Origin of the sequence: Wolbachia endosymbiont (group A) of Philonthus cognatus (genome assembly GCF_947251755.1) — a bacterium.
Classification (GTDB): domain Bacteria; phylum Pseudomonadota; class Alphaproteobacteria; order Rickettsiales; family Anaplasmataceae; genus Wolbachia; species Wolbachia pipientis.
Map to the genome: position 1 here is coordinate 1,030,309 of NZ_OX366388.1, position 13,008 is coordinate 1,043,316.

12 protein-coding genes and 2 pseudogenes are annotated in these 13,008 nt (G+C 34.3%); all 14 read left to right on the plus strand.

The window, feature by feature from the left end:
- The first annotated feature begins 343 nt into the window (after window positions 1-343).
- The 14 genes and pseudogenes from mutL (at window position 344) to OPR21_RS04885 (ending at window position 12,999) form a co-directional block, all read left to right on the plus strand.
- Window positions 344-2,140 (plus strand): DNA mismatch repair endonuclease MutL, encoded by a 1,797-nt coding sequence (gene mutL, locus OPR21_RS04825; protein WP_265029677.1) that lies wholly within the window; start codon window positions 344-346, stop codon window positions 2,138-2,140.
- Between the two features lie 68 nt (window positions 2,141-2,208).
- Window positions 2,209-3,147, plus strand: coding sequence for a WO male-killing family protein Wmk (gene wmk / locus OPR21_RS04830; RefSeq protein WP_265029678.1), 939 nt, complete (start codon window positions 2,209-2,211; stop codon window positions 3,145-3,147).
- A 470-nt stretch (window positions 3,148-3,617) separates the two neighbouring features.
- Window positions 3,618-3,794 (plus strand): annotated as a pseudogene (locus tag OPR21_RS08590) (JAB domain-containing protein); the annotation flags it as partial.
- Between the two features lie 60 nt (window positions 3,795-3,854).
- Window positions 3,855-3,986 (plus strand): annotated as a pseudogene (locus tag OPR21_RS08595) (phage baseplate assembly protein V); the annotation flags it as partial.
- A complete protein-coding gene (locus OPR21_RS04840; RefSeq protein ID WP_265029680.1) occupies window positions 3,983-4,237 on the plus strand; it encodes a PAAR domain-containing protein in 255 nt (84 codons plus the stop codon). The pseudogene OPR21_RS08595 and the gene OPR21_RS04840, both read left to right, overlap by 4 nt.
- Before the next feature lie 2 nt (window positions 4,238-4,239).
- Complete coding sequence (locus OPR21_RS04845; RefSeq protein WP_264376986.1) at window positions 4,240-4,575, plus strand: GPW/gp25 family protein; 336 nt, start codon at window positions 4,240-4,242, stop codon at window positions 4,573-4,575.
- 2 nt (window positions 4,576-4,577) lie between these two features.
- Complete coding sequence (locus OPR21_RS04850; protein ID WP_265029681.1) at window positions 4,578-5,378, plus strand: baseplate assembly protein; 801 nt, start codon at window positions 4,578-4,580, stop codon at window positions 5,376-5,378.
- 279 nt (window positions 5,379-5,657) lie between these two features.
- Window positions 5,658-6,824, plus strand: coding sequence for a phage tail protein (locus OPR21_RS04855; RefSeq protein ID WP_265029682.1), 1,167 nt, complete (start codon window positions 5,658-5,660; stop codon window positions 6,822-6,824).
- A gap of 167 nt (window positions 6,825-6,991) precedes the next feature.
- Complete coding sequence (locus tag OPR21_RS04860) at window positions 6,992-7,702, plus strand: ankyrin repeat domain-containing protein (protein ID WP_265029683.1); 711 nt, start codon at window positions 6,992-6,994, stop codon at window positions 7,700-7,702.
- Between the two features lie 26 nt (window positions 7,703-7,728).
- Window positions 7,729-8,202, plus strand: a complete 474-nt coding sequence (locus OPR21_RS04865) for an ankyrin repeat domain-containing protein (protein WP_265029684.1) — start codon at window positions 7,729-7,731, stop codon at window positions 8,200-8,202.
- A gap of 4 nt (window positions 8,203-8,206) precedes the next feature.
- Window positions 8,207-8,638: a DUF2924 domain-containing protein gene (locus OPR21_RS04870; RefSeq protein ID WP_265029685.1), complete on the plus strand. Its 432-nt coding sequence runs from the start codon at window positions 8,207-8,209 to the stop codon at window positions 8,636-8,638.
- Between the two features lie 2 nt (window positions 8,639-8,640).
- Entirely contained in the window at window positions 8,641-10,164 is a 1,524-nt protein-coding gene (locus tag OPR21_RS04875) for a recombinase family protein (protein WP_265029686.1), read from the plus strand.
- A 34-nt stretch (window positions 10,165-10,198) separates the two neighbouring features.
- On the plus strand, window positions 10,199-11,431 hold the full coding sequence (locus OPR21_RS04880; RefSeq protein ID WP_265029687.1) for an IS256 family transposase: 1,233 nt from the start codon (window positions 10,199-10,201) through the stop codon (window positions 11,429-11,431).
- Window positions 11,432-11,544: 113 nt separating this feature from the next.
- Window positions 11,545-12,999: a WD_0033/WD_0034 family tandem repeat-containing protein gene (locus OPR21_RS04885; RefSeq protein WP_265029688.1), complete on the plus strand. Its 1,455-nt coding sequence runs from the start codon at window positions 11,545-11,547 to the stop codon at window positions 12,997-12,999.
- Window positions 13,000-13,008: the final 9 nt, after the last annotated feature.

A 13,008-nucleotide genomic window follows, 5' to 3' on the forward strand; every position in this document is an offset into this window, starting at 1 on the left:
AATCCAATCTGTATGCTTATAACTTTTTCATTTGATCATGAGTAGATCAGTTGTCTCAGCTGCAATAGAGACACCTGCCTTAAGTAGCTACGTCAATTTTCTCTGTTTTTGCCCCTTTTTTTTCTGATGAAGATGTCTTCATTCTTCTCAGTAGCCAATATTCTTTTTAAAGAATAATCGTTACGTGCACCAAGGAACTTAGAAAGAACAATAGGAAATCCACTTAAAAATCATTAATAATTATACATAATTCTAATGATCTTCATGAAAGGGCTTAGAATAGAATTTAATAGACAATCTGATTTTAATTGATATTAAACTGATCAGACTGAGAGTTGAAAATATGGCAATAATTCTTTTAGACACAAAAACTATAAATCGTATAGCAGCGGGAGAGGTAATAGAAAGGCCAGCGAGTGTAGTAAAGGAATTAGTAGAAAATGCAATAGATGCTGGAAGTTCAGAGATAGAGATCAAAATAGAAAGTGGTGGACGTAACCTTATAACTGTGACAGATGATGGAAATGGAATAGAAAAGGACGACTTAGAACTAGCATTTATGAGGCATGCCACTTCAAAATTAAGCGATAGTGAGTTAATAGAAATCAAGCACCTTGGGTTTAGGGGAGAAGCTTTACCTTCAATTGCAGCAGTAAGCAGAATGAAATTATCGTCTAAGGCAAGTGGAGCAAAGGAAGCATGGTCTATAAGGTATGAGGGAGGAGAAAAAATAAGAGAGATTACCCCTTGTTCTTTGTTGCAAGGTACATATATTGAAGTTCGTGACTTATTTTTTGCTACACCAAATAGACTAAAGTTTCTAAAAACCGAAAGGGCAGAAACACAAAGTATTGTTGATATTGTGAATAACTTAGCGATGATTAATTATAGTATTGGGTTTACTCTCACTTCTGGTAATAAAAAGCTCTTAAAATATGTTAAGCAAACTTCGCTGTTCAACAGATTATGTGAAATAGAAGAAGAATTTCAAAGCAATTCACTGGAAGTTAAAGAGGAAGAAGAAGGCATCAAACTTAAGGGACACATCTGTAAACCTAATGTCAATCGTGGCAACTCAACTCAGATTTATACGTTTGTTAATGGAAGGCCAATAAAAGACAATCTACTTGTTGGTGCAATTAGATATGCGTATCACGATTTTATTCCAAACAATAGGTATCCTTTTGCAGTGTTGCATTTAGAAGTACCATATGACCAAGTAGATGTAAATGTGCATCCAAATAAATCGGAAGTAAGATTTCAGAATAAAAGGCTAATATATGAAATAGTGAGAAGAGGGATAATAAAAACACTATCAACGAGATTTGCAGCGGGTGATCAAGGTATTGAAGAGGAGCTAATTTTTAATGATAGTAAAAGCCAAGAGCAGATTGATAGTCAAGAGAAAAAAGATCAAAAAGAGTTTTATGAAAAGAGACCAAGTCTTTTAGAAAATCGTCTAATGAAAGAGTTCAATGCACCAGATGAAAGAAGGCAAAGCTTACCAGAAACTTTTAAGTATGGAGAATCCTCACCCCAAAAGGGAACGATGGTTTTAGAAAGGAAGCAAATTGATTTGGTAGAGGATCATCCCCTAGGATATGCACGTTGTCAGGTCCACAATACTTACATTATTGCTGAGGCTGGAGATAGGCTGATTATAGTAGATCAACATGCAGCCTATGAGAGGTTGATATACGAGTGCTTAAAGCAAAAATCAAGCATAAAAAGACAAAAACTTCTTCCTGAAACAGTTGAAATTAAAAACCAAGCTGGAATGGGGATGGTTAAAACTTATAAAGATGAGCTTTTTGAAATGGGTTTTGATATTGAAATACAATCAGAAGATAAAGTAACGATAAAAGAAATACCTGCAATCTTGGGAACAATAGATATAAAAGAGATGCTAGTTGATATAGTAGATAAGTTAATGGAAATGGAAGATACGTTGCCAATAGAGGATAAGGTGAATAAAATATCAGCCACAATCGCTTGCCATGGAGCAGGAAGAAAAATGAAATTGGAAGAGATGAATGAGATACTAAGACAAATTGAGAAAACTCCATATTCTGGTCATGAAAGACCAACTTATATAGAAATGAAACTAAGTGATATAGAAAAATTGTTTGAAAGGAGATGAGTTCAGTTTGTCAAAAAGGTTCCCAATTAAGTATACGTAACAGCTCTTCTGGTTATGGAGTATAAAATGTGAAAAAAGAGAATAAATGCTCTAATTTTTTAGATTACAAAGTAATAGGACAGGAAGTAAGAAATCGTAGGTTAGCAAAGGGATATACTCAAAAAGATTTAGCAAAAAAAATCGATACAACATATCAGGTAATACTGCAATATGAAAAAGGAACACGCAGAATTTCAATTAAGAAGTTATATGAATTAGCAGAAGCATTATCAACAACTGCTAGAGATCTAGCTTGCGGACAAGAAGTATCAAATGAGGAAAGGTATGAGGAAGAAGAGATATTAAATCTAGTAAGAAGACATAAAGAGATTAAGGACCAAGAATTACGTGAAACGTTTTATTTATTAACTAAATTCATCCGTATTAGTGAGGAAGAAAGTGGAAAGGCAGTAAAAGTAGAGGTGGCAAAGGGTTTAGTTAAGGAAGGAGTTTCTGCTCATATTATCTCTCAAACGACCAGTTTATCTATTGATGAATATGATAATGATGAGAAAAAAATTTCTATTCCGTATAAAGTAGGTCAAAGAATAAAAGAATGGAGGTTGAGAAGAGGATACACTCAAGAAGATTTAGCAAGTAAAGTAGGCATAATAAATCAAAGAATATATGAATATGAACAAGGACGAGCTGCTGTTTCACTTGAAATGTTAGATGAAATAGCAAAGGTACTATTAATTAATATTACAGGTCTGCTTCCAGAAACAAGAGAAAATGAGAATAGTGAAGTGGAACTATCAAGGTTAATAGAAGAATACAAAAAGATTAAAAGCCAAGAATTACGTCATGTACTAATAAAATCTCTGTTTGAAAGCATACAAGTTTGCAAAGAGAAAGTGAAGAGAGTAGAAAAGATGAAAATTGCAAAGAATTTAGTTAAGGAAGGAATTTCTATCAATATTATTTTAAAAACAGTGGGCATCTCTTTAGACGAAATTCAACAAATTTAAAATAAAAAAATCAGTATCTATTAACATTTTTACTTTTTGATGAAAAAATAAGTAAAAAAGATTTAAAAATTGATTTGACTTCACTCAAAAGCTATGGCTTTATGCCAATGCTGACAAAAAACAGCAGTAAATATATAAAAACATTTTGTTATTAGTGAAGGGTAATTTTTATGAATAATAAGAAAGATCGTAGAGAAGAAATAGAATTCAGAGCATTAGAAAGCAACGGTAAAGCTCTACTTGATCGTGAAGTAATAGAAACGTTTCTAAGTGCAGTGCATGACAGGGAAGAAGCTCGAATTATTGCTAGAAAGCTAATAGATAATTTTGGAATAGGAGGAGTTTTAGGCCAGGAAATAGATGACTTGAAAACTATAGAAGGGATAACCGACTCTACAGTAGCAGTAATTTTATGCCTAAAGGAAGCTGCAAAGAGAGTACCAAGAGAAGAGTTAAAGAAAGGACCTGTAATGGATAACTTGGAAACCATCGTAAAATATTTAAGGGTGAGTATTGGTTATTCAGAGGAGGAAAAGATGAAAATAATATATTTTGATCAAAAGTGCCGTTTAAAGGGGGAAGAAGTGTTCACTGGTACAGTGGATAAGGTACCTTTTTACATAAGAGAAGTAACAAGAAAGGCATTAATAAGAAAAGCGACGTCAATAATAATATCGCATAACCACCCAGAAGGAAGGTTAAAGCCATTGTATGACAAAGAGAGCAAGAATCTTGAAATTTCTGTAGTGGATAAATTAAATTTCAAAGTAGGAAAATCAGAGATAGAAATGACAAAAAGTGGAATAAAACTGAAAGCAGAAAGGATCGACTTAAATTGAACAAAGGAATAGTGAGGTTAGGAGACTACTGTGGAGAAGCTATACCACATTTCTGCATTAGCGGCAGTAATAATGTTTTTGTAAACGGTAAGTCAATATGTAGACAAGGAGACAGTTTTAGTGAAGGAAAAGTAATGATTCAAGGATCAAAGACAGTGTTTGCAAATGGTCTTAGTGTAGGAAGAGTAGGAGATATAGTTTCATGTGGTTTTAAAGTAATAAAAGGTAGTGGAAGCGTCTTTGCAAAATAGAAATGAAAGGAATGGATGCTAAAACAGGAAAAACGTTAGAAGGAATAGAGCACTTAAAGCAGTCGATAATTGATATACTGACCACTCCTATTAACAGTAGAATAATGAGGAGAGATTATGGGTCAAGACTATTTGAATTAGTAGATAAGCCAATAAATAGAGATTTAACTTTGGAAATCTATTCAGCAGTAGCAGAAGCTCTACAAAGGTGGGAGGAAAGATTTAAGCTAGAAAAAGTAAAAATGACAGAGGTGAAAGAAGGAAAAGTAACGCTTGACCTAGAAGGATTATACTTACCAAGCGGGAAAAACATTCATTTTGATGAAATTGTAGTTTAAAGATGCAGCAGCTAAATATTGTAGAAAAGCCAAATTTCGAGGAAATATTTTCAAGAATGAAGGAAGAGTTAGTCCGTAGAGATGAAACCTTTTCAGCATTAGTTGAAAGTGATCCAGCGATAAAGATTCTTGAGGTAGCAGCATGGCAAGAACTTTTGCTTAGAGAAAGAATAAACGAAGCAATAAAAAGTAATTTACTTAAATTTGCGACAGGAGAAGATCTTGATAATTTGGCTGAGTTTTATGGAGTAGAGAGGCAGAAAGAAGAAGAGGATGAACGATTTAGAAAAAGAATTAAAGCAAAGATAGTAGGCTCAAGCACGTGTGGAAGTAAGGAATATTATAAATATCATGCACTGTCAGCAGATAGTAGAGTAAAAGATGCACTAGTGGAATCAACTATACCAGGGAAAGTACAAATTTCAATCTTATCAACACAATTATCCACAACTGGCATAGCATTAGAAGAGCTACTAGAAATTGTAAAAAAGCAGGTTACTAGAGATGATATAAGGGTTTTAACCGATACAGTAACAGTAATTGGTTGCAATATTACGGAAATAGATATTCACAGCAGAATCAGCACGAATTATATAACATCAGAGGAAGAAATCAAGAAGCAGTTTATTAAGAAGTTTGAAGCAAGTAGAAGGCTGGGATGGAGTGTTACAAGATCGTGGATAATAGCAAATCTATTTGTAGAGGGTGTAGAAAATGTGGAATTAATAGAGCCAAAAGAGGATGTTGTAGTACTGGGGAATGAGTGTGCAGTGCTTGGCTACGTCAAGTTAGATAGGATTTAAAACGTATTTTTTTGTTTTGTGGAATCGTACCAGTGAGGGGATTGCGTGCAATAAGTGGTTTACTGGATAAAAATGACCAATGTTAGGGAGACGAAAGTATTGATTTTCTTCCAGAAGTTGTAATTTGTTTTTTAAAGTATGGATAATATGGTCAAATATTAAGGAAAGTGTTTTCGATATTAAGAACATCTTTATTTTTGATCAGTTCTGCAATGATCTCTTGCTTACTCATAAGCTACCTAAATAAAGGAAATTAAAGCAACTTGAAAGAAAAGATAAATGAAAAGTTTATTACCGCCAAACGCAACAAAGCAAGAGCAAGCACTGGTTGATGCAATAGATTATAAGGTTGATCCAAGCTGTATCAGAGGGTTTAAATTTAGATTAGAAGAGGAAACATTGCCGTGGTTGATTGAGGAATATGAATTGGGGGAAATACTACGTTGGATAAAGGATAAAAGAAAAGCCGTAGTAGAAGGAGTAAAATTTCAAAGACTGAGAGGAACTCCAGCATCACTCAAAATAGCACTAAAGTGGGCAAATATAGAAGATATTACAATCATAGAAGAACCACCTGGTAAACATTTTTTCGAGTTGCAAATAGGAATAAAAGATGTTCCAAATGACTTTTTTGTGGATGCAGTAGTAGGACTTGCAAAACTATCGTTACCAGCAAGATCGCGGCTAATGAGGATTTTCAATGATCACTATAACGTTGATAGGTTTATTTTAGATGGAAGTTTATTTGGAAGTTTGTTATCAGACTACTCTGGTATAAAAGTTGAAAAAAATGGGCCAGTGTTATCGTTTGGAAGAATAAATTTTTTCAGTTCTAGAGGTCCGTTAGTAGAGATTGTAGACAACTATTTAAGAGAGCATTATGAACAAGCATTTAGTAATGACATATATCGGTTGAATGTAGCAATCCTTGGAGAAACCGAGCCTCACACAAAGAATTATAACGGTATTTATGAAAGAAATCATTTGTGGTACAACTTAAAAGCACTATATCCATTACCACAGAGTTTATTACCATCGAATAAATTTGCAAAAGCGCAGATAGTATTATCGGATAGTTGGAATTTAGGAGAAATAAACGCATGCTTTCCAGTTAGTAGTGTAGAGGAAAGAGGGAATAAATTTGTATTGGGAAGCGATAAACTTTCAGGGCAACATTGGAATTTAAAACACAAGCTAATTTTAGAAAGATTCAGCATTATCCATCGTTACAAAGTAGAAAATTATACAGATCAGAAGGTCAGAAAATATGTTTTAGCAGAACACAACGTTTACTATAAAAATGACTCAGATTCAGAGCAAAAAGACTCAATACACGAATTAGAAAAGCACATTTTAGTATTTTATCCAGGAGTACTGAAGTGGCATGAACATCGACATTTGCACAGAAGTTGGAAAGATAGTCGAATAATATCTCTAATAAGTTAAGTACTTATATTTAGATACTCATATATTATATTAATAATAGGTAAAAGTGTATGAAATAAAAAGAAAAAGACTTGCTTTCTCATGCTAAAAAGGACATGACTTGAATAGCAGCAGGTAAATATAAGAAATTTGTCTGGCGCTAGAAAAGCTAATTTTGTGAGGTAAGTATGAAGTTTAGCAAAGAATCTTTTAGTAAGTTTTTTAAAGAAGTATCAAGTAACGATATTAATAAAAGAAATGAAGAAGGAGAGACGATATTACACCAAGCAGTAGAAATCTCCAATTACAAAACAGTGAGTTTCTTAATAAAGAAAGGAGCAGAGGTTAATGCAAGAGATAAAAATGGTTATACACCTCTGCACTGTGCAGTATTCGCAAAAAGTTTAGAAAATGTAAAAGTGCTGCTAAGAGAAGGAGCGGAAGTAAATGCTACTCAATATGTCAGCGGATGTACACCACTCCACTCTGCGTGCAAAATAGGAGGAGCAGGAGTTGAAATAATAAAAGAGCTAGTAAAAGCAGGAGCTGAGGTTAATCAACTGAATAAATATGGTGCAACACCAATGTATTACATATGGGAAAGTGAAAAGTACCGTCTATGTGATAGCAAAGAGAGTGAAAAGGCGAGTAAATTTTTGAGAGAAAAGGGTGGAATAACAAAAAGTAGAGAACTGACGTGCTATGGAATAGAGGGGCTAGTGGGAGAAATAGCAGACATGTTGAATGGGAGTTATTTACCGGAGCTAAAAATAATAGAGATAGGAGAAATAAGGAAGAAAGATAAGTCACTAATAAAGGAAGAATGTAAAAATTTAGCAAGCAAGATAATGGGCCAAGTGAACGAAATGATAGATGAGGTGGTGAGAAAGAAGGCTTAAAATTTAAAGAAAAGGTGAGGTGGATTATGTTAAAGCTTGGCAAATTTAATAAGTCAGCAAAAGAATTATTAGAGAACTCATATAAAAATATTTATGCAAGAGACGAGAAGGAAAGAACAGCTCTGCATTATGCAATAGACGCAAAAACAGTGAGGTTATTAATCGAAAAAGGAGTAGATGTGAATGCAGCAGATGTAAGAGGACATACAGCACTGCATCTAGCGATAACGGAGAAACGTCTAGAAACAGTTAGAGAATTGATAAAATCAGGAGCGAATGTAAATGCGGAAGAATATGAAAATAAATGCACTCCATTGCACCTTGCATGTATGGTGGGGAAAGTGGAAATAGTGGAGGAGCTAGTAAAAGCAGGGGCTGAAATAGAACAAGCAGATAAATTTGGAATGACAGCGATGGATTATGCGAAAAATAGTAAAGAGGTAGCTGAAGTATTGAAGAAAGAAACAGACAGAATTGAAAAGTTATTTATGAAAGGCTAAAAATATGGAGGAAGAAACAGAAAAGAAAGTAATGAATTTAGAGAAAAAAGCATTAGTAGAGTTAAGGAGAATGTGGAAGAAGGTGTTTGGGGAAGAGGCACCTAAACATTCAAAGAAATATCTGATACCAAGATTAGCTTATAGAATACAGGAGGAAGCATATGGAGAAATGTCAAGAAAAGGAGCAAAAAGACTAGAATATCTGGCAGATCGGCTAGAGAAGGGAAAAAGAATAAGTAGCGATAAATTACCAGTAGAAGGGACAGAATTAATACTAGAGAGAGGAGAAGAGACGCATGCAGTAATGGTAACAGATAAGGGTTTAATCTACAGAGAAGAATTTTATACGTCATTATCAGCAGTAGCAGGAAAAATAATGGGAATGAGCTACAACGGACCTTTATTATTCGGGATGCGTGATAAAAGTGGAAATTGAGAATGCTAAAAGAGGTAAGGTGTGCGATATATACGAGAAAATCAAATGAGGATGGACTAGAGCAGAAGTTTAACAGTCTTGATGCGCAGCGAGTAGCATGTGAAAAATATATAAAGATCAAAGAAGGCTGGGTAGCATTGGCAAAAAGGTACGATGATGGAGGCTATTCAGGGAAAAATTTAGAAAGGCCAGCAATAAAGGAGTTGTTTGAAGATGTAAAAAAAGGAGAAGTAGATTGTGTAGTGGTATATACTCTGGATAGGCTGTCAAGGGAAACAAAAGATAGCATAGAAGTGACGTCGTTTTTTAGAAGACATAGAGTAAATTTTGTAGCAGTAACGCAGATATTTGATAATAATACGCCAATGGGAAAGTTCGTACAAACAGTGTTATCAGGAGCAGCACAACTAGAAAGAGAAATGATAGTAGAGAGAGTAAAAAATAAAATAGCAACATCAAAGGAGCAAGGATTATGGATGGGTGGAACTTTACCGCTAGGGTATGATGTAAAAGATAAAGAATTAATAATAAATGAGAAAGAAGCAAAAGTGGTAAGGTATATATTTGAAAGATATGTGGAGCTGAAGTCAATGGCAGAGTTGGCAAGGGAGTTAAATAGCCAAGGTTACAGAACAAAATCAGATATCTTTAAAAAGGCAACGGTGAGAAGAATAATAACAAATCCAATATATATGGGAAAAATTAGGCATTATGAGAAAGAGTATGAAGGAAAGCATGAGGCGATAATAGAGGAAGAAAAATGGCAAAAAGCACAAGAATTGATAAGGAATCAACCATATAGAAAAGCAAAATATGAGGAAGCGCTGCTTAGGGGAATAATTAAGTGCAAGAGCTGTGGTGTAAATATGACGCTGACATACTCAAAAAAAGAAAATAAAAGGTATCGATATTATATATGCAATAATCATTTAAGAGGAAAAGGTTGCGAGTCGATGAACCGAACAGTAGTAGCGGGAGAAGTAGAAAAAGAAGTGATGAAGAGAGCTGAACGCCTATATGAAAATTTGGAAGAAAAAGCGGAAGAGTGGAAAAATTTAAGTTTTGGAAAACAGAAAGAAGCGGTGAAGAAATTAATAAAGACAGTATGGATGAGAGAGGATGGAATAGATGTCTGTTCTGAGTCAGAGGAAAAATTTATACCAATGAGTTTAAAAAAGAAAGGAAATAAATGCACGGTAATAGAACCAGAGGGGAAAACAAATAATGCGCTACTGAAGGCAGTGGTAAGGGCTCATCTGTGGAAACGTCAACTGGAGGAAGGAAAATATAGAAGTGTGAAAGAGCTGAGCATAAAAATTAAGATAAGCATGAGAAGAATACAGCAAATTTTAAGGTTAAATTATTTAGCTCCGAAGATCAAAGAAGACATAATCAATGGGAGACAACCGAGAAGCTTGAAGTTAGTGGATTTAAGGGAAATACCGATGCTGTGGAGTGAGCAGTTGAAGAAATTTTACAAATTGGCGCCGGGAACGTTCAAAAAAGTGTGTCAAACCGAGAAGTAAAGTAATAAATTGATATAAAAAATGGAGGTTTGATATGAGTCAAGCAAATAGAACTACTGGTTTGGTAGATTATAAAGAATTAGAAACAAATATCCTGTCATCTATACGAGAAGGAAGACCATTGACAGGAAGAGATGGAGCATTAACACCGTTTATAAAAAGGTTGCTAGAGGCAAGTCTGGAAGGTGAAATAGAAAGCCACATGTCAGCTAAAAGTGAAGAAAATAACCGAAGAAATGGAAGGAATGCAAAAACTTTACGTACAAGTTCAGGCTCATTTGAACTATTAACACCAAGAGACAGAGAAGGAAGCTTTGAACCGCAAATAGTCAAAAAAAGGCAAACAAGCCTACATCCAGAACTTGAAGCAAAGGTCTTAAGTACATACGCCAGTGGCATGGGATACAGAGACATAGCTTCACACGTTGAGGAAATATATGACCATAAAATATCAGCAGCAGAGATATCCAGTATTACTGATAAACTGCTACCAATAATCAATGAATGGCGCAGCCGTCCACTGCAATCAGTGTATCCAATAGTGTTCATGGATGGCATGTTTTTTAAGGTCAAGGAGGACGGACATTGCGTAAGTAAATGCATGTATAATATATTGGGTATAAATCAAAATGGCAGAAAAGAAGTATTAGGTTTTTATCTGGCTGAAAGTGAGGGAGCTAACTTCTGGTTGGGAGTTTTAAATGACCTCAAAGAAAGAGGAGTAGAAGATATTCTGATTGCATGTATAGATGGGCTAAAAAGCTTTCCTGCAGCCATCAACAGTGTATTTCCCAGTGCAGAAGTGCAGCTATGTATAGTACACCAAATAAGAAATTCTCTGAAATATGTATCCAGTAAAGATGTAAAAGTTTTCATGAATGATCTGAAAAAAATATATCGTGCTTCAAGTAAAGAAATTGCTGAGAATTATCTGCTTGAGCTGGAAGAAAAATGGGGAGAAAAGTATCCTTTAGTTATAAAATCCTGGCAGAACAATTGGGAAAACTTATCCAGTTATTTTAAGTATTCTGGGCCAGTTAGGAAGCTGATTTACACCACTAATCCAATTGAGGGGTTGCATAGACAAATCAGGAAATTTACTAAAACTAAGGGTTCATTTACTAGTACAAATGCCTTGTACAAACAGGTATATTGTGCTATAAAAAAGGTAGAGCAAAAGTGGATTATGGCTCTCCCTAATTGGGCTTTAACTATGTCTCAACTTGATATTTTCTTTCCAGATAGATTGAAAATTGAGTTGAACTAAAAATGCGGCTTGACACACTTTTTTGAACATTCCCTTGGCGCCTTAATTAAGCGATTAATAAGTTATTAATGTAACTAATTTATAAAACTAAATATCGTAGAGAAAGGAATATAATGTCAAAGTTTAAAAAGATTAAGAACGAAAAAAATATAACCTATGAGCTGGCAGGTGATCAGGATAATTTTACAAATGAAGATAAAAAAAAGCTTTTCAAGCTGTTAAAGAAGATAGAAAACGGTGAAAATATTAGTGAAAAATTTAATAAATCTAATTACAACACACAGAAACTTCTTACAAAAAAAATAATTTACAAGGATGAGAAAAAGGAGGGGACTCTGACGCTACTGTGCCAATCTATGTTCTATAAAAATAATCAAGCTTTTGAGGAGCTTTTACAAGAAGCAATGAATCAAGGAATCTTACAGGATGTTCTTAGTGAGGAATTGATCCAAAAATTGCCAAATGGCCTAACAATAACTTACACGGCACTGGTATCCTGCATATTAGAGGAAAATAGTAAAGCTATTAGAACAGTTCTAGAAGCTTCTAAAAAGAATGGTATTTTAAAAGAAATTCTCAACCAGAAAGTGAAAGTAGAGAAAGCAGAAAGCCAAGAAATAAGCTATACACTACTTGACTATGCTAATAAACACAATTGCAAAGAAAGTGCAAAGATTCTCAAGGAATTTGAAGAAATTCTAAATATAGAAGTTAAAAATGATATGCCTGTAAGTGATAATGCTGAGGATGTATCTATTAGATGTGAAGATGTCAATAAAGACTATGAAAGACATGAATCTAGGATTGTAAGCAGTGAAAAAGCTCAAAATATTTTAATAGAAAGTGAAAATCCTAAACTCATATGTGAAAGCAACAAAGAAGCTAAGAACTCTTTAGGTGAGCAAGAGATAAACGCTTCTGACAACCTATTTTCCAAACTATGTTGTGATATCGATGCTGCAGGCAAAGAGGAAGAACCATTAACAATGGTAAAACAGCAAAAAGAGGCAATTATAATTAATTTAGAATCGAAAGAGAAACTTATGCGTGACTTAGTATATGAAGAAGAATGTAAAGATAATCTGAATACATCGACTATAGAGCATAAAAGTGCTGTTGACTTTGTACCTTTAATAGGAGATTTCGAAGATGACAACCATCTGATATACGAAAAAAGTGCCACTGCTTCAATAGGAATTGCAATACAAAAACTAAGTGCTTCCAATAGTACAGATAAAAAAGACAATACTGCATTTTTTGCTAGAAATGGCAATACGAAACCTTGTTTTGATAGTAAATCTGGCAAAGAAAATATTGTTGACAAAAAAGAAAGATCAGTAATGCAACAAAGACAGGCAGTCGTGGCCGGTAGTGCTGGTGTAGTGTTACTGGTAAGCAGCATTGCATTGTATATCATGAAAATGCCTGTAGTAGTAGCAGTTGTGGGAATAGCTGGATTAGCGTGTATAGGTTTTGCGCTGTATAATGCTCTAAAGCCCGGCACAAAGCTAGAACAAGTGGAAGATATAGAACAACCTAATGTTCAGTCTTTTCTAAACCCAAGATAAACCCAAAAA

Excerpts from the sequence above, each read along its gene's own strand:
- OPR21_RS04880 (WP_265029687.1), top strand. The coding sequence starts at position 10,199 with ATGAGTCAAGCAAATAGAACTACTGGTTTGGTAGATTATAAAGAATTA.
- OPR21_RS04865 (WP_265029684.1), top strand. The coding sequence starts at position 7,729 with ATGTTAAAGCTTGGCAAATTTAATAAGTCAGCAAAAGAATTATTAGAG.
- OPR21_RS04885 (WP_265029688.1), top strand. The coding sequence starts at position 11,545 with ATGTCAAAGTTTAAAAAGATTAAGAACGAAAAAAATATAACCTATGAG.
- OPR21_RS04870 (WP_265029685.1), top strand. The coding sequence starts at position 8,207 with ATGGAGGAAGAAACAGAAAAGAAAGTAATGAATTTAGAGAAAAAAGCA.
- OPR21_RS04845 (WP_264376986.1), top strand. The coding sequence starts at position 4,240 with ATGAAAGGAATGGATGCTAAAACAGGAAAAACGTTAGAAGGAATAGAG.
- OPR21_RS04875 (WP_265029686.1), top strand. The coding sequence starts at position 8,641 with ATGCTAAAAGAGGTAAGGTGTGCGATATATACGAGAAAATCAAATGAG.
- OPR21_RS04860 (WP_265029683.1), top strand. The coding sequence starts at position 6,992 with ATGAAGTTTAGCAAAGAATCTTTTAGTAAGTTTTTTAAAGAAGTATCA.
- mutL (WP_265029677.1), top strand. The coding sequence starts at position 344 with ATGGCAATAATTCTTTTAGACACAAAAACTATAAATCGTATAGCAGCG.
- OPR21_RS04850 (WP_265029681.1), top strand. The coding sequence starts at position 4,578 with ATGCAGCAGCTAAATATTGTAGAAAAGCCAAATTTCGAGGAAATATTT.
- OPR21_RS04855 (WP_265029682.1), top strand. The coding sequence starts at position 5,658 with ATGAAAAGTTTATTACCGCCAAACGCAACAAAGCAAGAGCAAGCACTG.